Origin of the sequence: Methanosarcina sediminis (assembly GCF_052056915.1) — an archaeon.
GTDB lineage: Archaea > Halobacteriota > Methanosarcinia > Methanosarcinales > Methanosarcinaceae > MTP4.
This window is the reverse complement of the sequence record NZ_CP195119.1, coordinates 214,914-236,398: the sequence shown is the minus strand read 5'-3', so window position 1 is coordinate 236,398 and position 21,485 is coordinate 214,914. Positions and strand designations below refer to the sequence as shown.

Sequence of the window (21,485 nt, the reverse complement as noted above, 5' to 3'; positions counted from 1 at the left end):
TAATGGAAATAAATAGACAAATAACTCACCCGCTTATATTTGTTGTTTTTTTGGTAATGATCACAGGACCGATTGCCGGGGCAGCGTCTGCTCTTGATGTTAGCATGGAATTGGTAGGGCATTTTGGCGGGACGACAGAGGCTGTTGATATCGCTGGCAATTATGCCTACGTCGGACAGGGGCAGGATCTTTTGATATTGGATATCACTAATCCTTCTTCGCCTGTTTTGGTGGGTAAGATTATGACAAAAGGTTTTGTAGTAGACATAAAAGTTGCCGGTAATTATGCCTATGTAGCCGATAACGATAATGGTCTTTTAATTGTTGATATCAGCAATCCCTCTTCTCCGATTCTCAAGGGACGTTATGCAGGATCTGCTTACGATGTCGCAGTTTCCGGCAATTACGCTTATGTACTCGATCTTTATAATGGTCTTATAATTGTTGATATTAGTAATCCTTCTTCCCCGATTCTCAAAGGAAACTGCGATACTTCCGGATATGCTGAAGATGTTTCGGTTTCCGGCATTTATGCCTATATAGCCGATTATGATAATGGTCTTTTAATTGTTGATATCAGCAATCCTTCTTCTCCGATTCCCAAAGGAAGCTACAATACTACAGGAGATGTTTACAGCGTTTCAGTTTCCGGTAATTACGCCTACGTAGCCGATGGCAATAACGGTCTTGTGATTGTTGACATTCGCAATCCTTCTTCTCCTGCTCTCGAAGGAAGCTACGACACTCCCGGAATTGCTCTGGGTGTCGCAGTTTCCGGTAATTACGCCTATGTAGCTGATAATGATAATGGTCTCGTTATTGTTGATATCAGCAGTCCTTCTTCACCTACTCTCAAAGGAAGCTGCGATACTTCCGGATATGCTAAAAGTGTTGTGGTTTCCGGCAATTATGCCTGCGTACCCAATAAAGATAATGGCTTTGTGATTGTCGACATTAGCAGTCCTTCTTCTCCTACTCTTAAAGGAAATTACGACACTATAGGAAGGGCTAAACGTGTTGCAGTTTCAGGTAATCACGTCTATGTACCCGATCATTATAACGGTCTTATGATTGTTGACATTCGCAATCCTTCTTCTCCTGCTCTTAAAGGAAGTTACGACACTCCCGGAAATGCTCAAGGTGTTGCAATTTCCGGCAACTACGCCTATATAGCTGATGGCAAAGATCTTGTGATTGTTGATATCAGTAATCCCTCTTCTCCGATTCCAATCAGAAATTACAATACTGGCGGATGGGCTCAGGATATTGTAGTTTCCGGCAATTACGCCTATGTAATCGATTATGCTAACGGTATTTTCATCGTAGATATCAGCAATCCTTCTTCTCCGCTTCTGAAAGGAATTCATGCCACTTCTCCAATTATCTGGAATGGAGATTATGGCTATGGCGGATGCATTAAGAGTGTTGCAGTTTCCGGAAATTACGCCTACGTAGCCGATGAAGGAAACGGCCTTTTGATTGTTGATATCAGCAATGCTTCTTCTCCTGTTCTGAAAGGAAGTTACCCTGATGCTGAGTATGCTTTCGATGTGGCAGTTTCCGGTAATTACGCCTACGTAGTCAATAGCAATAATTGCCTTGCGATTATTGACATAAGCGATCCTTCTTCTCCAGTACTTAAAGGAAGCTACAATCCTGAAGGATATGTTAAGGAGGTTGCAGTTTCCGGAAATTACGCCTATTTAGTCGTTGATAACAGTCTTGTGATCGTCGATATCAGCAATCCTTCCTCCCCAATTCTTAAAGGGCGCTATGTCGGTTCTGCTTTTGATATTGCAGTTTCCGGAAATTATGTCTATGTAGGAGAGGGGGTTAACGGTCTTGTTATTCTGAAAGTAAATCCAGAGCAATCAGCATTTATTGTTGCAGACTTCAGTAGCAATATTACATCCGGTTACGCTCCTCTCTCGGTCCGGTTCAATGACAGTTCGCAGAACGCAACTGTATGGAACTGGGACTTTGGAGATGGGTTTAATTCAACGAACCAAAACCCGGTCCATGCTTACTCTTCAGCAGGAACCTATACCGTTAACCTGATAGTAAGCAATGCAAACAGAACAGCCTCAAAAGAGGCTACGATATTTGTGCTGAAAACAAATAGTTCCGGTGAAAAAAGCAGCATCAGAAGTGAAGGAATAGATGGCGACGGTGCGATATCAACAAAAGAGAAAAGCAATCCTGCAAAAGGAAGCAAAAAAACTCCTGGATTTGAAATCGTTTCCGGAGTTGTAAGCCTAGCTGCATTCTGGATAAAGGAAAGCAATAAAAAAGCATCAGTTAAATGAAAAAATGTTGATTGTAAGCTCTGACCATATTTGAGTAATGAATGGGCACTGTGTTTTAGAGGTGATAGAGTGGTTAAGAATACTGAGTATAAAATGAGCCTGCTATTTCTTGTTCTGGTTCTTTTAATACAACCATTGAATGTAGCGGCTGCAGCAGCACCTGCAGAACAATGGAACAGGTCTTTCGGCGGAGGTAGTGAAGATAATTTCAGATGCGTTGAACAGACTTCAGATGGCGGGTACATAGCTGCTGGTTCAACATATTCATACGGTAAAGGGACAAAAGGCTATCCGGATGCCTGGCTTATCAAGGTTGACAATAAGGGGAATATGCAGTGGAATAAGACTTTCGGGGGAACGTATTTTGATGAGGGGTACGTTACCCGGCAAACCTCAGATGGAGGCTATGTGTTATCGGGTTATACATTTCCTTCCGGTTATGCCGAGCCCTGGCTGGTCAGGACTGACAGGAACGGAAATGAGATGTGGAACAAGGTATCTGATGAAATCACTCACGAGGACTATCTCCAATATATGGCTGAACGTACCTCTGATGGGGGATACATAATTGGAGATACGGTTATACATGAAATTGGAAGTTATTTCGCTTCTCTTCTGGTTGATTATGATATCAGGATAACTAAATATGATGTAAGCGGCAATCAGCAATGGAATAATACCTTTGGCAAAAACCAGAGTCTTGAAACATTAAATCCTCTATTATATCCTGTTAAGCAGACTTCTGATGGTGGATATGTAATTGCCAGCACAACCAGGTCAAATGAATCAAACAGTTATGATATCTGGCTCATCAAGATCGATGAATCTGGGCAGGAGCTGTGGAATAAGACCTTTGGCGGCCCGAAGGATGATGTTGGAATCTCTATTTCGATGACTTCAGACAATGGTTATGTGGTGACGGGAAAGTATAACGATTCTTTGTCTTTCGTTACAGGCGGTTCTGCTTTCATACTCAAAACGGACAGCGACGGTAATCAAGAATGGCTAAAAGAGCTTCCGAATTGTACGCTCTATTCAGTTCAGGAAACTTCAGATGGCGGGTACGTAGCCGCGGGCGTCAAAAATAGGAATGCATGGTTGGTTAAGCTGGCAGGTGATGGAAGGAATATTGAGAATGAAGAAACGTCAATTGAATATAATGGCACCGATGACAGCGTTTTCAGCCAGATACTAAATTCCATCTACGGTATTTCCAGTGGGATTGATACATGCGGGATTTAATAAAAGGGGCTATTTCCCCTCCCACCTTTACTTGCAGATCTTAATTGATTACTACCTCCTGACACCTCCTGCAGAATTACTGAACTAAAGCCGGAACAACCGTATTAGCCTTCCTGCGTCGTTCTTGTCCCGGACGCAGTCCGGCTTTTTCCAAAATGAAAATTAAAAGATGAGTAGAAAGTAAAAGCAATATCTTGAGGGCTGAAGGCTGTTTTGCTCAATATTAAAAACAGAATTAATATTAAATTTAGTTGCAGTTCCAATCTTTTTTATCTTAATTTCTATTTCGGAGAGGGCCGCCAGGCAAGCTGGCGGAGGTTTTCACCTCTTTTTCAGGACAGAACGGTTTATGGGGAGTCGAACAAAGCGTTATACTGAAGAGGGTAGCAAAAATACGCTTAAGAAAAAAGAAGAAGGAAAGAAGAGAAAAAATGAAAAAAAATAATAGAGGGGAAAAGATGACCCTCAATGACTATTTTGTTTCATTCCTTTCTTGCGAAGTAGAGAGCTCCCAGAAGACCTGAAAGTGCAAATGCAATCTCAAACCCTGGTGTCTTCTGCTCCTCGCCGTTTCTTTCTTCCCCGGAATCTTTTGGCGTTTCAGAAGCAGGAGGCTCTTCGGAGGCATCCGTTTCCCCTGCAGGAGTTAGCGTTCCCTGGTCAGGGGAAAGCTCAGATTCTTCTTCAGCTTCCTGTGTCCCGGCCGTTTCTTCTGTCACGGCGGGGATTATTCTGGCTTCTCCTGTCCCGCTGCCCCCTCTGTGCCGTGTCGTATCCTCAGGAACAGAGGATGGGATTACAAGCGGGAGGAAATCGACATTATCTCCTGTTTCCATGAAGCTATATGGGAAATCAGAGATCCCGTCGTAATTTCCATCGGTTGCACTTTCGGAAAAGCCCATGCCTTCCGGGCTTGCCCAGAAGTTTCCGCCAAGATATGGGCCGCCAATGGTGTTTAGGCCCGAGGCTTTTGTGGTGTTCCAGCGGTTTCCGGTGTTTAGGCCTTCAATGTAGGTGTTGTTTGTGTTGTTGAAGTAATTGTTGTAAATGAGGTTGTTGCTGGAAAATGCCAGATAGATACCGCAGTCGTTATTATTTACAGTGCTGCTGGAAAGCGTGTTTTCGTCACTGGATGAAGCCAGCGAGATTCCACACTCAGAGTTATTGCAGGTTGTTATGCTGGAAAATGTGTTGTTACCCGACTGCACCAGCAGGATTCCATAGCTATTGTTACAGGCTGTGATGTTGGAAAGTGTATTGTTACCGGATTCGACCAGGTTGACTCCAATGGCATTGTAGCGGGCTGTGTTGTTGGAAAGTGTGATGTTGCCGGATTCGACCAGATTGACTCCAAAGGTGTTGTTGAAGGCTGTGTTGTTGGAGAGTGTGATGTTGCCGGAAAAGTCCAGGTATATACCGTATTCAGAGTTATTACAGGCTGTGTTGTCGGAAACTGTGTTGTCGTTACTGGATGAAGCCAGATAGATTCCATGCTCAGAGTTATTACAGGCCTCGTTCTTTTCCAGCATGTTTTTGCTGGACGAAGCCAGATATATGCCGTATCTGGAGTTATTAAGGGCTGTATTCTCGAAAAGCGTGTTCCTGTCGGAAGATTCCAGCCAGATGCCATTCTCAGAGTTATTATAGGCTGCGTTGCCGGAAATTGTGTTGTTACCGGACTGTTCCAGCCCGATTCCGTAGCTATTGTTGCAGGCTGTGTTGTTGGAAATTGTGTTGTTACAGGAATAAAATAGGGTTATGCCGCCGAAGTTTTCAGAAAGTACGTTTTTCTCGAAAGTACAGTTCTTTGCACTTCTTAGATAGATTCCGGCATAAGGATATTCAGCCCCTGTTATGTTAAAACCGCTGATCGTAACGGAATTGGCAGTTATGTTAAATACGGGCTTCCCGGAATCCGGAGCCTGAACCCCTGTAAGTCCGGACCCGCTTTCAGAGCAGATGGTCAGGCTCTTTGTAACTTCCACATTTTCCCGGTATGTCCCTTCCTCCACGAGAATGGTATGCCCTTCAAGAGTCCCGGTGTCATCAATGGCTTCCTGGATCGAAACAAATCTCTTCCCAGTGTTAATGTTCCGGACAGGATTATTCACGGTGACTGTTATCAGGTCGCTTCCTGTTAGCCCGCCTTTGTCAGTCGCACTGGCACGGATGTAATAATCACGGCTGTCAACTTTTGTGCTGTCCCACTCCACGCTCCAGAGGTCGGAATCTCCCAAAAAGGTGCCTGTTTCAGCCTTTCCGATCTCATTCCAGCTCATTCCGTCCGGGGAATATTCAAAGCTGCAGAAGTCCACGTCCCCGTCAACTGTTGTCGAGTTTACGTTTATTGTCCCCGATATAACGGATCCGTTTAAGGCTTCGTTGAGCTCGACGTCAGGAGCCGAATTTTCCCCTACTACGTAATTTGAAGCCTGCAGACAGAGAGGGTAGAGGTCCCTTTCTTCATAAGGGATTTCACTAACGCCGTCTCTGTTGGAGTCAGTGCCGGTGTAACCGTTATAGTAGTTTCCAAGGTGGCCGTAGTATTCCCTGCCGCCGTATGTATAAGTCACGGGTTCCGGAGTATTCCAGGTGATGTCCAGATTGCTGCCAAAAGAAAAGTCCTGACTGTTCCCTATGAAATCATTCAGGTAAATATTTGCGCTGGAAGAATCCATCGATATGCCCGTGATACAGGCAGAAACCCGGTTATTGGAAAGCGTGGCGCCTTCGGAAGAAATCAGGGAAATACCACTTGTTAAATAGCCATTTCCATTATAACCCTCAATTTCATTATTTTCAATCGTACAGTTTGCTCCCTCTATTTTGATACCTATGGAAGCACTGTTGCGCTTTATGGTAAATCCGCTAATACTTACCGAATTAGCCGGGCTTTTGATTGTAAATACGGGAAGACCTATCATGGGATTGTCACGGACTGTAACACCAGCTTCCGCCCTGATTGCTAAATTCTTACTGATTTCAACACAATCGGTATAATCCCCGCTGTGTACAATAATTGTGTCCCCATCCTGCGCTCCGTCCACGGCATTCTGGATATCACGTACTGCACGCCCGTTGGGGTCGCTGCTGGGATAAACATGAATTTCTTCTGCCGCGGTGATCCCTGTGCATATTATAAGAACCGCTACAATTGCTTTCAGGTAAATTATTTTCCTGTTTCTTTTTCGGATTCTTCCCTTATTTTTCATAGGTATTCCTGCTGAAGTGTTTGCTTGTATTGTAAAAAGTGAACGAAATATCGATTTTCAATTTATTTTGAATGAAATATCGATTTTTATCTTTATTAATGTATTAAATAATAATGAATGTTCTTATATTTTAATCCACGTATAATTTGTAGGTTGTTTATTGGCAAAAAATCAATCGCGAGAGCCATAAACTACATTCATCGAAAATTCTTCAGTTTAATTTTTAGGAAATTTGTACTACCTTTAAATCCTCAATATTTTTGGCCGAATCTATTTCCTTCTATTCTGTCCTGAACTATTCTGTTCTGGACTATTCTGTTCTGGACTATTCTTCCCGGGTGCAGTCCGGCTTTCCTAAATAAAGGTAAAGGGATAGGTAGAAAGTAAAAGCGACATGAGATATATAGAAAAAATTACTCAAAATTAAAAAAAGACTTAATATTTTTAGGTGTCATGTAATTATAGATTTTCTTAATTTTTAATTTTCATTTTCAGAAAGGATTGCCAGGCAAGCTGGCGGAGGCTCTCATCTCTATTCAGCACGAAGCGATTTTTTGGGGGTCAAGGGAAGCAGTTCCGTAGCCAAAATTTATTCTTTTTGTTATTTTTATTTTCTGAGTCCGTTTTTCCGGATCCGTTTGGTGAAGGTTTGTTTGCGTTTTCTCATCGTAGGATTTATATTACTGTTTTTTACCAAAACTCTCTATGTATTTTTTATGAAATTATATTAATAAATAAGAAAGTAAATATATGATCAAACTAAATTTATAACAAAAGATTATAAAAATCTTCAATATCTTTCTCAAATATCAACAGAACTTAGGTTACTGATTCTCCATGCCTGACAAGAAGCACCACCATATTCCCGATCCCATAGAAATAACTCATGAAATAGCCGAGGAAACGAAAGAAATAACTCATGAAATAGCCGAGGGGATTTCCCACCTCTATTGCCCCCTGGATTTTAAGCGCCCTCATTCTCTCAAGTATATGAGCCATCACCTCCATGAGCTTATGGAAAAGAGGCTCTGGCTTAAAATCCTGCTGGGTATGTTCCTGGGTGTGGCTGTGGGAATGCTACTCGGGCCCTTCGGGGGGTTTGTCGAGCCCGAAATGGCTGAGGTTATCGGGGAATGGATCGCCCTTCCGGGGTACATTTTCCTGGGCCTGCTGAAGATGATCGTGATCCCTCTTGTACTTGCTTCCATCATCCTGGGGGTCGCTTCGAGTGAGAGTATGTCAGATCTTAAGAAAACAGGCCTGTCAACTGCGCTTTACTTTATCGTGACCACGGCTATAGCGACCTGCATCGGGCTCGGGATGGCGCTTTTCATCAGGCCCGGACAGTACATAGGCGGGGAACTGCTCCAGGCTGCGATGGAAGGAGAAGCTCCCTCAGTCGCCCAAGATATGGATTTTTCTTTATCGGTCGGGGACCTGCCTTCAAAGATCGGAGGGCTTCTCCCTGCCAATCCCCTGGACGCCATGGTGCAAGGGGAAATGCTGCAGGTCGTGATCATTGCTATCATAGTGGGTGTGGCCCTTGTCTCCCTGAGCAGGAGGCAGGCCGTTCCCCTGATACACCTTCTTAACTCCGTGCAGGCGATCTGCATGACCGTGGTGAAGTGGAGCATGGCCCTTGCTCCGGTTGCGGTTTTCGGGCTGCTTACCAAGTTCACCATCATGCTAGGGATAGATGCCCTGGTGGGCATGGCCGTCTACGTGGCAACAGTGCTGGCAAGCCTGGGGCTCCTGATGGGCATGAACCTGGTAATAATCTCTGTCCTGGCCAGGAAAAACCCCTTTGATTTCCTGAAAGCCGTCTGGGACGTCCTTCTCCTTGCCTTTTCCACCTCAAGTTCCGCTGCAGTGATGCCCGTTTCCATCAAGACCGCCGAAGAAAAGCTGGGGGTCAGGCCTTCAATTTCCCAGTTCGTAATTCCCCTGGGAGCCACCGTGAACATGAACGGGACCGCCCTTTACCAGGGCGTTGCAACGGTCTTTCTGGCAGAAGTCTTCGGAATCCACCTGGGGCTCGGGCAGCTCGTGCTCGTTATGGTCATGGCCGTGGCAGCCGCAATCGGCACCCCCTCGATTCCCGGAGTAGGAATAGTTATCCTGGCGATGATCCTGAGCAGTGTGGGAATCCCGACCACCGGAATAGCCCTCATCATGGGGGTAGACCGCATCCTGGACATGACCCGTACGTCCGTAAACGTTGCCGGGGACCTGGTAACCTGCACGGTAATGGACCGCTTTATCGGAGGTAAGGGCGGGAAAGGAGAAGGGCTCGAAGGAGCGGAAGGAACCGCATGCATACTTGCAGATGACGAAGACCCCAAATTCAAGAAAGGAAAACCGGAACCTGTAGGTGCGGGAGCTTCCGAAGAGGAGTGATAGAGAAGTAACTTGAAGAGAAGTAACTTGAAGAGAAGTAACTTGAAGAGAAGTAACTTGAAGAGAAGTAACTTGAAGAGAAGTGAAAGCGACCTGAGCCTTCATAAGCACTAAAAGGCCTATCATGTGCCTTTATTTCCCTTATTCCTATTTTTTGAACTCAGATATAGAAGGGCTACTGACCGTGGAAGCACTACTAACCATGGAAGTAATGCTAATAACCATGGAAGTAATGCTAACTGCGGAAGCCCCGGAGAAAGTCTTCCGATCATTTTTTGGATAATTGTCCGGCACTCTCCTGAAGTTTCAAAAAAAGCAGGGTGGAATGTGTTCAACTTCTAGAAAAAGTATTTTAATTTTTTTCTAAAAGATATTTTTACCTTTTAATAAAAATCTTTATATTCATTGAGTTTGTATATTTCAATGTCCAATATATAATTATTTTAAAAATCCCCTGAATCCCAGGGATGCCCTAAGGCTCAAAATCCGCACCATTGCGTTTCGGGCTAAAAAATGGTGCAATTGCGATGAACAATCCCGACACCGGGAAAATGCTTGGCGAAGCATACAGGGCCTGTCCGTAAAAGCTGAAAATTTCAGAAAGCACACCATTCTGAGGCTTTTTCGGACTTAAAGCCCCCTTTTTCTGATATAAAGCTCCAGGGCTTTTCTCACCCTTTCCTCATCAAGCTTTCCGGTTGTGGAAACTGTTTCAAAGAATCTTTTCGGGAGGGTCAGGTTTTCGAATTTGAACCCGAACTTCCTTTTTAATTCGTATTTTTTCCTGAAAATCTCCTTTCCGAGTTCTGTCAGCGCTTCCGGGCTTCTGTCGATACCCAGGGTTGCAAGGGCTTCGGATACCACTTCCGGGGTGTAGACGCCCCGTGCAAAGAGGCAGATGGTGAGGGCATTGAGCATGCAGCGCAGGTCATCTTCTTTGATCACAATGTCGACTATTTCTTCGTCCGAGAGGTCTTTGTTAAAGGCTTTCTGGTCTGCGGAGTAACCGGCGTTATCTACATGGGAATGGCGGGTGCCCATGGACAGCCCGACAATGTTTCCAATTCCTGTGTGGTATCCGGGGATCTCCAGGCCTCCTAGCTGTATGGCAAAATCCTCTCCCCCGTATTTTTTCGAGGCAAAGACCACCCCTTTTGCCAGGCTCGAATAAAATTCGTTCGGGGCCTGGACGGTTAACTCTATTGCCCGCATATAGGTCCTGTGGTCGCCCCATTTCATTTCAAGTCCCAGGGTTTCTTTGATCGAGATCGTCCCAAGAGCCTGCATTTCGGTCGCCCAGGCAAGTATGACTCCCATGCTTATGACGTCCACACCCACCTTCTCGCAGGTGTCGATCAGGTCAAGCACAGCTTCGGGATTTGAGATGCCTAGGTTTGAACCTACTGAATAGATCAGCTCGTAATCGTAAGAAATATTCAGGGTCTCATACTCGTGGGACTTGGAGAAGGGCCGCTTGAGCATTGCTATGTGGATACAGCCGATGGGGCAGCCCGCACAGGAGACGCGGCGGATCAGGTAGTTGTCCGCAAAATGCTCCCCTGAAATCGTTTCCGCACCTTCGAAAGAACTCTCCTGCAGGTTCTTTGTGGGAAGCCCCTTCAATTCGTTCAGGACAAGGATGTTTTCGCTTGTGCCGAGGTTGTGGTACTTTTCCATCAGGCCTGTTTTTACAATCGTTTCATAGAGCACCTTATACATCTTCCGGTAGTCTTTGTGCTGGGGACTCCGGATTTCCTGGTCGCCTGAGATGACAATCGCTTTCAACTTCTTTGCCCCGAGCACGGCCCCGAGCCCCAGGCGCCCGAAGTGTCGGTAGGTGTCCACGTTCACGCTTGCAAAGCTTACCCCTTTCTCACCTGCAACCCCGATCCTTATGATGCTCCGCCGGCCTGCCCCTTTCTCTACCCGGCGGAGAATTTTCCCTATATCGGTAGTTGAGGAAAGCCCCCAGATTGAGGAGGCGTCCTTAAAAGTTATCTCGCCGTTGTGGATTGCAACATAAACGGGATACTCCGACGCTCCCTTGATGACAATGGTTTCATACCCGGCAAAACGCAAGGACATTGCCAGGTGTCCGCCTGCATAGGATTCCCCCAGTTCTCCGTTAAGGGGGGAGCGAAACATCGCGACTGTTTTCGTGCAGGTGGGATAGACCCCTGAAAGGGGGCCCGTGCTCAGGATTACGGGCATTTCCGGGTCAAGAGGGCCTGTGCCTTCCTTATATTCTTCAAGCATGAGTTCGGTGGCCACCCCGACACCACCCAGGTACTTTTCATAGAGGTCTTTCCGTTCCACGATGTCATAGGTCTTGTTGCTCAGGTCCAGGTAGAGTACGCTGGTCAGGCCGGGAATTACGCTTGAACAGGGCATTATTTCTCAACTCCGGGTTTTACACTTGAACCATGCATCATTTCTCAACTCCGGGTTCGGTCTTTTCCGGGGAAGCCGTTTCCTGCTGTGGTTCCGGCAAAACTTCCTGGCTTTCTTTAGCCTCAGTATCCGTAATTTTCGGTTCTCCGCTTTCTTCCACTTCTACCATTTCCAGCACGTCATGGGGGCAAAACTTCGTGCAGACCCCGCAATGCCTGCATATGACCGCTTTCTTTCCCGAGTCAAGGTGGATTGCCCCTACCAGGCAGGCATCCATACAGTTCCCGCAGCCGTTACAAAGCTCCTTATGGACTACTACACCCCCACCTTTGCGTTTGGTCAGTGCTCCCTGAGGACAGACTTTTGCGCAGGGGGGGTCAATGCAGGCGTGGCAGACTATGGAAACATAGGCGCTTTCTATCCCCCCACTTGTCTGGATGTCAATGCAGCTGTTTTTCAGAGAAATCGTATCGTACCAGGTCCGTGCGCACGCCAGCATGCAGGAATAACACCCGATGCAGCGGGCCTGGTTTGCAACCTTGAGCCTTTTTGCCATTAGTTCCCGCTCCAGTTCCCCTATAAAAGAAAGTTCCCCTATGAAGGAAAATATGTGCCCTCGGTTTATATATTATGGCATTGGACTGGTCCGGGATTTTCTGGAGCCACATCTAAAAAAAGTGAGGGAGTAATAATCCCTATGTAAAAATATTTTGCTAAAAGGAACCCTCTCTTGAATGTAAATCGAAATGTTTTTATTTGCAGATCGCGTAACTAGGATAGTGGATTCCGGTTTGTTAAATGAGTTATAAGTAGTTATCGGAGATATTCTGATAAGGGAGGTTCCCTATGCAGCAGAACAAAATGATGCAGCACGACAAAATGATGCAGCAAAACAAGGTGATAATCGGTACTTTCGGTGTACTGTTCACTCTGGTAGCGCTAATCGGATTGTACTGGGTCTGACCTGAACCCTGCGGGTTCGGGTAAGGAGGCACCGGAGAAAGCAAAACTCAATTTTTTGAAAAATTGGAATACTGCTCCCCGATGCATGCCTTTCCAGGTTTCCATGAAGCGCAGATGCTGATAGAAAATCCGATTTGACACGGAACCGGGTATTTTCTTTGCGGTTCCAGTCAGTTACTTAATATTTACCCTGTACACGGTATCAGGTAAGCCCAGGGTTCCCGGGCTTTCTCGAAATCTCGTACTAAAAAAGCTTGTACAGGAGTTCCGACTTGAAGTCGGGCCCGTCAGAGGACGTTGTTGAAAAATGGCCCAGGCTCCAGGTGGCGGAACAGGAATTGGCGTACACGTCATACCAGGTTCGGAAAAAAGCCCCGGGAAGAAGATGTTGTGGAAAATGGGGCTTAAAAACCTGGGGAAAGTCATACGGACGGGACGCGCAGGAAGTGTGAACCTGCAAGAGTAATCGTTGAAAAGGTCCTGGCTGTGGGGATCGCTAAAAAGGAATTCCGAATCCCTCCGGTTCAGGATCACTTATTCAAACTTAAACATTTTGACCTCTTTTCTATTGCTATTTGGCTCCTTTTTTTGCGTGTAACCCTCACAAAAACAGAAGCAGTCTTGAATTGAAACTTGTCTTATCCACGAGAAATGGTGACGAACCATATTCATCTTTTATTGCTATCTTCACTTTTCATTTCTTTCTGTTACCTTCTGTCTTCATTTCTTTCTGTTACCTTCTGTCTTCATTTTTTCATTCTATCTCTTATCTTCATTTTTAATTTCCGTTATTTCCGATTACCTTCCCGTATTTATAGCAAAACGTCCATAGTATCAACCGGGTGGAGGAAAATGTATAAATGTGAACGTTGTGGAAAGGAGAAGGATAACTTTGTTAAGATAAAAGGGAGGAAGCTCTGCATGGAATGCGCCGTGGAAGAGCAAAAAGATATGAGCCTGGACAGTCCTGGCTACAGTGCCTGCATCTGAACCTGTAATAAAAAGGCATTTTTGGGGAAGTATAATACCCTTTCTAAAAAAATTATATATAATGTAACTTTTAACATATGCTGTGATTAAGGCGCTTTACTACAGTTGCATAACATAATTTTTATCTTTTATGCGTTCCACTGTAGGTGGAATTGTGTTGTGAGTTGAGATTGCCAAATGTATAAGGTGCGGTGAAGAAGAGCTTGATTCACAGAAAAAATAGAGGTAGTTCAGGGAATGAAAAAATACGATGTAATTGTTGTCGGGGCGGGTGTCAGCGGGCTCCTGGCTGCGCTTACGCTTTCCAAGCACGGGAAAAAGGTACTGGTTCTCGAGAAAAACAGGAACATTGGGGGAAACTGTAACAGCTATATGGTAGATGGCTTCCAGGTGGATACCGGAGCCCATGCCATAACCCATCTCCATGAGGGGCCCCTCAGGAGACTCATGGACAACTACTTTGACTACCTGCCGGTTTTCGAAGACTACGGGCACTACTATGTTCGGACAGAAAACTCCTTGACCAAAGTCCCTTCAAACCTGAAGGATTTCGTTACTTTCGACGTACTCCCGAGAAAAGACAGGCTCATGCTTTCCCAGGCGATTACGAAAGCCCTGACCCTTTCTACTTTCGGGGTGGACCTTTCGGGTCAGTCTGTGTATGATTACCTGCCAAAGACCCTTTCCAAAGATACCTGTGATTTCGTGGACACTATTTCCGGCTTCCTTTCTGGCAGGTCCATGAAAGAGACATCAGCTTACCGGATCCTTACAGGCAGCAGTTTTGTGAGGGACAGCATAACCCAGGAACAATTCGATGAAATGATCGGGAGAATGGAGCCCAGAAAAAGGCAGTCCACAGAGTCCATTCTAGCTTCCCTGCTTCCCCTGAACCTGCACTCTTCCCTCCAGGCCCGGATGAACAGGGTTTCCCAGCCCTTTACGTCCCTGGAAAGGCTTGCCACTAACAGGGTTAACTATTCCCAGGGCTATCCCAGGAAGGGCCTTAAATCCCTCCTTAACGCCATAATCTATTCCCTCCCGGACCTGGTAGAAATCAAGACCGAGTGTGAGGTAACAGGCATCCAGGTGCAGGACGGTAAGGTTGCAGGAGTTGAAGCCGATGAAGCATACTCCGCAGAAATTGTCATCTATACCGGATTTTCAACCGACCTCCCGAATCTGATAAAGGATCTGCCTTCGGATTACCTGGAAATCCTGAAAGGGATCGTCCACACCAAAAGCCTCACAATCTGGCTGGGTCTGCAAAAAAACCTTCCAGAGTTTAACTATATCGGTTCCGAGATCTGGTTCAAGGACTTTGCTTACTGGGCAATGCCTACCAGCAACTATGACCCTTCCCTTGCCCCGAAGGACAGGCAGCTCGTGGGCTTTTCCTTTGTAATCGACGAACACAGAAGTGAGAAACACGAGGTCAGGAAGGCCTATGATACGATTTATCGGGCTCTCCCGAACATCGAGCAGCAAATAGTGATGAAGCACGAGCAGATAATGATCCCCGAAAAAGCCGCAGTTACCATTGACGGAAAATTCGCGGACATTCGTACCCCTGTAAAAAACCTCTACATTGCCGGCACGGATACCGATAAGCGCAGTATGGGGATCACCAGGGCCTCCTATTCTATAATTGAACTCCTGAAAATCCTGAATGATGATGGGATACTTCACTGATACGGAGTTTTTCTACATCATCTTTTTCAGTTTTCTTTTTCAGTCTCTTTATTCAGTCTCTTTATTCAGTCTCTTTATTCAGTCTCTTTATTCAGTCTCTTTATTCAGTCTCCTTTTCCATTTTTCTTTTTCAATCTCCTTTTCCATTTTTCTTTTTCAATCTCCTTTTCCATTTTTCTTTTTCAATCTCCTTTTTCATCATCTCTCATCTTCAATCTCCTTTTTCATCATCTCTCATCTTCAATCTCCTTTTTCATCATCTCTCATCTTCAATCTCCTTTTTCATCATCTCTCATCTTCAATCTCCTTTTTCATCATCTCTCATCTTCAATCTCCTTTTTCATCATCTCTCATCTTCAATCTCCTTTTTCATCATCTCTATTTTCCGCAACCTTCATTTCAACTTGAGCTTTTCCCTTCTCCGGCAAAAGCTTATATCGGGCTCCCCGGCTAATAATAAGCAGGGAATAAAATCCTGGAAAGGGTTGAAGGTGTGTGGTAAATGATATCTGATAAGACATCAGGAAAAATCTCCGGAACCAGTGGTACATCCGGTTTTGAGCCTCCCTGGCATTATGCGGCTGAGGAAAGCGGATTGAAAGAAGGAATTCTTCATCTTGTGGAACTTGAAGGAAAAGGTATACTCTTCATTAAAATGGAGGGCAAAATTTACGCATTTTTAAATACCTGTCCCCATGCGCGCTGTCCGCTGGACAGGGGCGTGCTCGAAGATCATGAACTTAAGTGCATCTGCCATGGAAGGAGGTTTGACATCAGGACCGGGGAATGCCTGAACGACAGTCTTGAATTAAAGAAGGTTGAGTGGAAACTTGAAGGCGGAAAAATAGGGGTAAAGGTCGAAGAATAATTTATTAATGAACTTTATGTCAACCAGAAGTCCTTTCGAGCAGTAAGTTTAAGCTCTTTATATTGCAGCTCATAATTTTAAATTTTTCAGGGAGGAAAGAAAATTAGCAATCTGTCCGAAAATTCAGGGACTTTAAGCCTGGTATGCGGGCTTGTAAGCATATTCTTTTCCCTGTCTTTCTTGCTGGGAATCGGGAGCGTATTTCTAACATCTTTTGCGATACCTTTTGCTTTCATAGGCATTGTTCTTGCCAGGGCACGCCTGAAAAAAGGACATGATAGTGTAGCAAGGGCAGGACTTATTGCCAGTGTTTTCGGCTTTTTGCTGAACCTCGCTTCGTTTGCACTCTTCCTGCTGTTTTTCCGATAAATCCCTTTATCCGGGCTTCAGGAATCTATCCATAATATATTTATATTGAGTTCTTTTTTTCTGCGCCCATTGGCGTAATTTATATATACTAATGAAGTGGAAATAAGATTCCGCAATCCGTTCGCGTAGCTCAGGGCAAAATGCAAAAATAAATATGGAGGATTCAAAAATGGCAAACGAAGAAATTTTTGACAAACTTTGCGACTCTGTCGTTAATCAGGATATCGCAGGATGCGTACAGTTAACCCGGGAATCCCTTGATGCAGGAATTCCGGCACTTGATATTATCACAAAGGGTCTTTCCCCGGGAATGAAAATCGTAGGGGAAAAGTTCGAGGCTGCTGAAATCTTCCTTCCCCAGATCATGATGTCTGCAAAAGCAATGAGCGGGGCAATGGAAATCCTTACTCCCGAACTTGAGAAAACCAGGAAGGAAGGAGAAGAAACCGGGCTTGCAATCACTTTTGTTGCAGAAGGAGACATCCACGACATCGGGCACCGCCTTGTTTCAACCATGCTCGGAGCAAACGGTTTCAAGATCCTTGACCTCGGGGTAGATGTCCTCAACGAGTCTGTTGTGGAAGAGGTTGAAAAGCACAAGGGAGAAAAAGTAATTCTTGTAGGTTCCGCCCTTATGACCACTTCCATGCTCGGCCAGAAGGACCTCATGGACAAACTCAGGGAAGAAAACCTGAGAGACAGCGTAAAGTGCATGTTCGGAGGAGCCCCTGTTTCTGACGACTGGATCGAAGAAATCGGAGCAGACGCAACCGCAGAGAACGCTGCAGAAGCCGCAAAAGTAGCTCTTGAAGTTATGAAATAATCGGGGGAACCAGACATGACATTCAAAAAATCATTTGATTGCTACGATTTCTACGACAGAGCAAAAGTCGGTGAGAAATGCACCCAGGACGACTGGGACCTCATGACAATTCCCATGAAGTCCATGGAGCTCAAGCAGAAGTACGGGCTTGACTTCAAGGGAGAGATCATCCCTACCGACAAGGACATGATGGAAAAGCTCTTCCAGGCCGGCTTCGACATGCTCCTTGAGTGCGGTATCTACTGTACCGACACCCACAGGATCGTCAAGTACACCGAAGAAGAGATCTGGGACGCACTTAACAACATCCAGACGGAATTCCAGTTAGGAACCGGCAGGGATTCAGTGAAGTTCCAGAAGAGAAGCATCGGAGACAAGAGGAAGCCAATCGTCCAGGGAGGTCCTACCGGGTCCCCGATTTCCGAAGACGTCTTCATGCCGGTCCACATGAGCTACGCCCTTGAAAAGGAAGTCGACACCATTGTGGACGGGGTTATGACCTCCGTTCGCGGAAAGCCGCCAATTCCGGGCAGCCCCTACGAGGTCCTTGCAGCCAAGACCGAAACCAGGCTCATCAAGCAGGCAGCAGCACTTGCAGGCCGCCCCGGTATGGCCATATAGGGCCCTGAGACTTCCCTCTCCGCCCAGGGAAACATTGCCTCTGACTGCTACGGAGGACAGATCTCCTCCGACAGCCACGAAGTCTCCCAGCTCAACGAGCTGAAGATCGACCTTGACGCAATCGCGGTTATTGCCCACTACAAGGGGAACAGCGACATCATCATGGACGAACAGATGCCGATCTTCGGCGGATACGCCGGCGGCATTGAAGAGACCACCATCGTGGACGTTGCAACCCACATCAACGCATTCGTCATGAGCAGCGCAAGCTGGCACCTTGACGGCCCTGTCCATATCCGCTGGGGATCCACCAACACCAGGGAAACCCTGACAATCGCAGGGTGGGCATGCGCAACCATCTCCGAGTTTACAGACATCCTCTCAGGAAACCAGTACTACCCATGTGCAGGCCCCTGTACCGAGATGTGCCTGCTTGAAGCCTCAGCCCAGTCCATGACCGACACCGCATCAGGCCGTGAAATCCTCTCCGGTGTGGCAGCAGCAAAGGGTGTCGTCACCGATAAGACCACAGGTATGGAAGCCAGGATGATGGGAGAAGTCGCAAGGGCAACCGCAGGCATGGACATCGCAGAAGTCAACGGAATCCTCGACAAGCTCGTCGGCCTCTACGAGAAGAACTATGCAAACGCACCCGCAGGCAAGACCTTCCAGGAATGCTACGACGTTAAGACCGTAACACCAACGGACGAATACATGCAGGTCTACGACGGAGCAAGGAAGCAGCTCGAAGACCTCGGACTCGTATTCTAAACTGATAATTTCCGAAACCTTCAGAGCCGGATCCGGGCATCCGGATCCGAGCACCCTTTTTCGGATCAAACTTCCATCCTGTCGGTGTGAGTGAAAATAGATAATTGGATGATTTACTATCCGGACTTTTTAGCTTTCCTGTTCTTTTGCCGAACCTCTGATGCAGTTGATACATATAGTCAAGCCTTAATTTGTTAGCTACCGGGAAGCCGAGGCAAATACAGCCATTTTCTTCACTTATGCCCCCGCTCTTGCCTATCGTCTCGAAGCAACAGCCACCTTTTTCCCCGCATTCGGCCCAGGAAGGGCAGGACGGGCAAATGCACATTGATATGACCATTTCTTCCCGTTTTTTCAACTCTTCAGGACTTATTTCTCCTCCCATATTATCCCCCTTTCTCACAACTGTTGTTGCAAGGTGTCGACCTACCGAATTTAACGTACCGAATTTTTTGTAAAGACGGTATTTGGGGTGCGGAAAAAACGTTATTTGGGGATTTCTGAAAAGATGGTGTACAGGGTTTTTGTAAAGACGGAAATTCAGGAAAGGTTATTGAGAGGGTGGTACTCACAAGCGAACGGAACGGACAGGAAGAAGGGATGAACCTATCCTTCTAGAGTAATCGTTGTGATTCTCGTGTGTGTGTGAAATGAGGCTTCGAGGTTCGCTTGCAAGCAACCGGTATCTTATTACCGTAAAATATTATTTAAAACTTTCTATAATGGCTTGAAATTGTATAGAAAGTTCTTTTCATGTAAGATTTTTCATTGAACTGAGGGAGACCAAAGGGAAAACCCTGCCCTGTTTCTTACATGGCAAAGCTAATATCCTCACACGGCAATACTCTTATGCAAAAGTAGAACTTGGGGGATGCAGGATTCTTCCGCTGGATGAAACCGAAGCTTTTGAAATGGGAATGGCTGCAGTCAATGAAAGAAGCGAAGCTGAGGTCATACAACTTCTGAATTACCTGAATGAAATTGCGGTTAAGTATGCCGGGGAAGGCAAGGAAGCCGATACCAGGAGAATAGTTGAGTACATAAAGGATATCGGAAGAGCAGCAGCTTTAAAGCGGCTGGAAATGGCAGCTATTACCTCACTCCTGCTCCTGGCCCCGGTTGCAAAGGAAGCCTGCAGGCAGCAGATGGAAAGTATCCTTGTAAGTATTGCCCTGGCGATCGGGGAGGTAGGAAAAGCTGCGGGAGAGCAGAAGCTTGAAGTTCCCGCAAAGGTGGCTGCTTCCTGCCTGGGAGAAATGGGGAACACGGCGGCTTGCAGGAAACTGAAAAAAGAAACAATAGCGGTTATTTTTTCCCTGGGGGAGATCGGAAAAAGCGTAACCCAGCAGAAACTCGGGGACGCTGCGGAAAGCACGCTAGCCTGGCTGGGGATTACCGGGAAAGTTGCCGCAAGCCAGAATTTTGAGGCCGCTGCGCTCAATGCCGAGCTCCTCCTGCAGGAACTGGGGTCCAGTGCGATTGAAAAGGACCTGAAGAAGGCTGCTGAAGCAACTGCCCGTTCCCTGGAGGGCATAGGGCGAGCTGCAGATGAACAGGGGCTTAAAAAGGCCCGTTTGCAGGCAGCATATTCCCTGGAGACGATCAAATTTGACGCCGATGACCGCTATCTTATGAGCGCTTCCATCATTGCAGGGGTAGCTCTCCAGTATTTCGAGAAGTTTGAAACGGAAAAGGAAGGGGTAAGCCGCAAGAAAACCCGCAATGTAAAGAGACGGTTCCCGGAAGGGAATGCCGAATAAACTTCATTAAAAGGGAAAACAGCATTTCGGAGAGGTCCCGGACACTTGCATTTTCCTGTAAAGGAGCATGGGAACTGCCAGATAACCTGGCAGCCAGTTCCCTTCCGCGCCTGGTGATATCTTAAAGAGGATCATACATGTCTATCTTGAATGAGGCAAGGGCTACAGACCTTGGTTTAAGTTCGGTTAAGGAAAAGGATGAATTGGGGGTGCTCAGGTCTATCGATTTCCTGACCGAGCGCGGGACAGAATACATAAACAAAAGGCTGGAAACAGATGCCAAGAGAGCTGTGACCTGTATAAAAAATATTGGGAACGCTGCCGCCCTTCAAAGGATGGAAGCCGGGGTTTTCATCTCCCTTATCTCCCTGGGCCGGATGGCAAAAGCTGCCAGGGGAAAGGAGATGACAGATACAAGCCAGAGTATTCTGTATTCCCTCTGTGCAGTAGGAAAAGCTGCAGCCGGACAGGGGATGGAAGCTGCGGTAAGGGTTGTGGTGGCATATCTGGGAGAAATAGTTAATTCTGCCTCCGTGCAAGATAAGAAAGGTGAAGCTTTGACTGCGGCCCTGGCTCTCGGGGTGGTAGGTACGAGCGTGTGCAAGAATTCCGCTTCAGGGGGCCCGGATAATGGAGGAATTATTCCCGTTATGCCGGGAATTTTGCTGTCCCCGCCGCTTCATGAGGATGCATCCTTTATTTCAGACGATTTTTCTGAAGTTTTCGGGTTTGCACTTACCCATTCCGAGAATGGAGGTTCGCAGGAAGGTGAGCCTTTACTTTCAGAAAGTGAGCCTCAGGAAGTCGAAAATGAAGCCCTTGATAATGCTGTTATCCGGGCTGCCCATTCCCTTGAGAACATGAGAATCGAAACTGACGAGAAATACATGATAAGTCATGTACTTATGGCAAAAATCTCCCTTGAAGTTTTTAATTGCACCGAAATGATAAATGAAGCAGAAAGCCTGGACAAATAAGGTTTTTAGCGTCTCCTTACACCCTTTCAGCTGACAATCCCATTTTCCTGGTAGCTGAGTATTCCAGGCTTTACCCTGCCGGGAATATTTTACGATCCCCCGA

15 protein-coding genes and 1 pseudogene are annotated in these 21,485 nt (G+C 46.3%); 12 read left to right on the top strand and 4 right to left on the bottom strand.

The features are described 5' to 3' along the window. Positions 1 to 2 precede the first annotated feature (2 nt). A complete protein-coding gene (locus ACSAZK_RS00985) occupies positions 3 to 2,306 on the top strand; it encodes a PKD domain-containing protein (RefSeq protein WP_440955577.1) in 2,304 nt (767 codons plus the stop codon). Positions 2,307 to 2,375: 69 nt separating this feature from the next. Beyond that, positions 2,376 to 3,548 carry a hypothetical protein gene (locus ACSAZK_RS00980; RefSeq protein WP_440955576.1) on the top strand — a complete coding sequence of 391 codons (1,173 nt, stop codon included), beginning with the start codon at positions 2,376 to 2,378 and terminating at the stop codon, positions 3,546 to 3,548. Positions 3,549 to 4,030: 482 nt separating this feature from the next. On the opposite strand, the gene ACSAZK_RS00975 is transcribed toward ACSAZK_RS00980, so the two are convergent. Beyond that, positions 4,031 to 6,760 (bottom strand): NosD domain-containing protein, encoded by a 2,730-nt coding sequence (locus tag ACSAZK_RS00975; protein WP_440955575.1) that lies wholly within the window; start codon positions 6,758 to 6,760, stop codon positions 4,031 to 4,033. An 837-nt stretch (positions 6,761 to 7,597) separates the two neighbouring features. Here ACSAZK_RS00975 and ACSAZK_RS00970 point away from each other — a divergent pair. Next, a complete protein-coding gene (locus ACSAZK_RS00970) occupies positions 7,598 to 9,157 on the top strand; it encodes a dicarboxylate/amino acid:cation symporter (RefSeq protein ID WP_440955574.1) in 1,560 nt (519 codons plus the stop codon). A gap of 12 nt (positions 9,158 to 9,169) precedes the next feature. Continuing rightward, on the top strand, positions 9,170 to 9,271 hold the full coding sequence (locus tag ACSAZK_RS00965) for a hypothetical protein (RefSeq protein WP_440955573.1): 102 nt from the start codon (positions 9,170 to 9,172) through the stop codon (positions 9,269 to 9,271). 516 nt (positions 9,272 to 9,787) lie between these two features. On the opposite strand, the gene ACSAZK_RS00960 is transcribed toward ACSAZK_RS00965, so the two are convergent. Both ACSAZK_RS00960 and ACSAZK_RS00955 read right to left on the bottom strand, forming a co-directional pair. After that, positions 9,788 to 11,548 carry an aldehyde ferredoxin oxidoreductase family protein gene (locus ACSAZK_RS00960; protein WP_440955572.1) on the bottom strand — a complete coding sequence of 587 codons (1,761 nt, stop codon included), beginning with the start codon at positions 11,546 to 11,548 and terminating at the stop codon, positions 9,788 to 9,790. A 37-nt stretch (positions 11,549 to 11,585) separates the two neighbouring features. After that, positions 11,586 to 12,104, bottom strand: coding sequence for a 4Fe-4S binding protein (locus tag ACSAZK_RS00955; RefSeq protein ID WP_440955571.1), 519 nt, complete (start codon positions 12,102 to 12,104; stop codon positions 11,586 to 11,588). Between the two features lie 714 nt (positions 12,105 to 12,818). Between ACSAZK_RS00955 and ACSAZK_RS00950 the strand changes: the two genes are divergently transcribed. The 6 genes and pseudogenes from ACSAZK_RS00950 (at position 12,819) to ACSAZK_RS00925 (ending at position 18,645) form a co-directional block, all read left to right on the top strand. Then, entirely contained in the window at positions 12,819 to 12,977 is a 159-nt protein-coding gene (locus tag ACSAZK_RS00950) for a hypothetical protein (RefSeq protein ID WP_440955570.1), read from the top strand. Between the two features lie 386 nt (positions 12,978 to 13,363). Further along, complete coding sequence (locus ACSAZK_RS00945; RefSeq protein WP_440955569.1) at positions 13,364 to 13,501, top strand: hypothetical protein; 138 nt, start codon at positions 13,364 to 13,366, stop codon at positions 13,499 to 13,501. Between the two features lie 237 nt (positions 13,502 to 13,738). After that, positions 13,739 to 15,193 carry a phytoene desaturase family protein gene (locus ACSAZK_RS00940; RefSeq protein ID WP_440955568.1) on the top strand — a complete coding sequence of 485 codons (1,455 nt, stop codon included), beginning with the start codon at positions 13,739 to 13,741 and terminating at the stop codon, positions 15,191 to 15,193. A gap of 502 nt (positions 15,194 to 15,695) precedes the next feature. Further along, a complete protein-coding gene (locus ACSAZK_RS00935) occupies positions 15,696 to 16,061 on the top strand; it encodes a Rieske (2Fe-2S) protein (protein ID WP_440955567.1) in 366 nt (121 codons plus the stop codon). Between the two features lie 538 nt (positions 16,062 to 16,599). Continuing rightward, complete coding sequence (locus ACSAZK_RS00930) at positions 16,600 to 17,253, top strand: methyltransferase cognate corrinoid protein (protein ID WP_440955566.1); 654 nt, start codon at positions 16,600 to 16,602, stop codon at positions 17,251 to 17,253. A gap of 15 nt (positions 17,254 to 17,268) precedes the next feature. Then, positions 17,269 to 18,645, top strand: a pseudogene (locus ACSAZK_RS00925) (monomethylamine:corrinoid methyltransferase). On the opposite strand, the gene ACSAZK_RS00920 reads toward ACSAZK_RS00925, so the two are convergent. Continuing rightward, on the bottom strand, positions 18,560 to 18,973 hold the full coding sequence (locus tag ACSAZK_RS00920) for a DUF2769 domain-containing protein (protein WP_440957072.1): 414 nt from the start codon (positions 18,971 to 18,973) through the stop codon (positions 18,560 to 18,562). The pseudogene ACSAZK_RS00925 and the gene ACSAZK_RS00920 sit on opposite strands and share 86 nt — an antisense overlap. A gap of 583 nt (positions 18,974 to 19,556) precedes the next feature. Here ACSAZK_RS00920 and ACSAZK_RS00915 point away from each other — a divergent pair. Both ACSAZK_RS00915 and ACSAZK_RS00910 read left to right on the top strand, forming a co-directional pair. Continuing rightward, positions 19,557 to 20,405, top strand: coding sequence for a hypothetical protein (locus ACSAZK_RS00915; RefSeq protein ID WP_440955565.1), 849 nt, complete (start codon positions 19,557 to 19,559; stop codon positions 20,403 to 20,405). Positions 20,406 to 20,542: 137 nt separating this feature from the next. Beyond that, on the top strand, positions 20,543 to 21,382 hold the full coding sequence (locus ACSAZK_RS00910) for a hypothetical protein (RefSeq protein ID WP_440955564.1): 840 nt from the start codon (positions 20,543 to 20,545) through the stop codon (positions 21,380 to 21,382). The last annotated feature ends 103 nt before the right edge of the window (positions 21,383 to 21,485 follow it).

Coding starts and splice junctions, on each gene's coding strand:
- ACSAZK_RS00960 (WP_440955572.1), bottom strand. CDS start 11,548: ATGCCCTGTTCAAGCGTAATTCCCGGCCTGACCAGCGTACTCTACCTG.
- ACSAZK_RS00950 (WP_440955570.1), top strand. CDS start 12,819: ATGGCCCAGGCTCCAGGTGGCGGAACAGGAATTGGCGTACACGTCATA.
- ACSAZK_RS00910 (WP_440955564.1), top strand. CDS start 20,543: ATGTCTATCTTGAATGAGGCAAGGGCTACAGACCTTGGTTTAAGTTCG.
- ACSAZK_RS00920 (WP_440957072.1), bottom strand. CDS start 18,973: ATGTGCATTTGCCCGTCCTGCCCTTCCTGGGCCGAATGCGGGGAAAAA.
- ACSAZK_RS00915 (WP_440955565.1), top strand. CDS start 19,557: ATGGGAATGGCTGCAGTCAATGAAAGAAGCGAAGCTGAGGTCATACAA.
- ACSAZK_RS00945 (WP_440955569.1), top strand. CDS start 13,364: ATGTATAAATGTGAACGTTGTGGAAAGGAGAAGGATAACTTTGTTAAG.
- ACSAZK_RS00970 (WP_440955574.1), top strand. CDS start 7,598: ATGCCTGACAAGAAGCACCACCATATTCCCGATCCCATAGAAATAACT.
- ACSAZK_RS00955 (WP_440955571.1), bottom strand. CDS start 12,104: ATGGCAAAAAGGCTCAAGGTTGCAAACCAGGCCCGCTGCATCGGGTGT.
- ACSAZK_RS00940 (WP_440955568.1), top strand. CDS start 13,739: ATGAAAAAATACGATGTAATTGTTGTCGGGGCGGGTGTCAGCGGGCTC.
- ACSAZK_RS00935 (WP_440955567.1), top strand. CDS start 15,696: ATGATATCTGATAAGACATCAGGAAAAATCTCCGGAACCAGTGGTACA.
- ACSAZK_RS00985 (WP_440955577.1), top strand. CDS start 3: ATGGAAATAAATAGACAAATAACTCACCCGCTTATATTTGTTGTTTTT.
- ACSAZK_RS00975 (WP_440955575.1), bottom strand. CDS start 6,760: ATGAAAAATAAGGGAAGAATCCGAAAAAGAAACAGGAAAATAATTTAC.
- ACSAZK_RS00930 (WP_440955566.1), top strand. CDS start 16,600: ATGGCAAACGAAGAAATTTTTGACAAACTTTGCGACTCTGTCGTTAAT.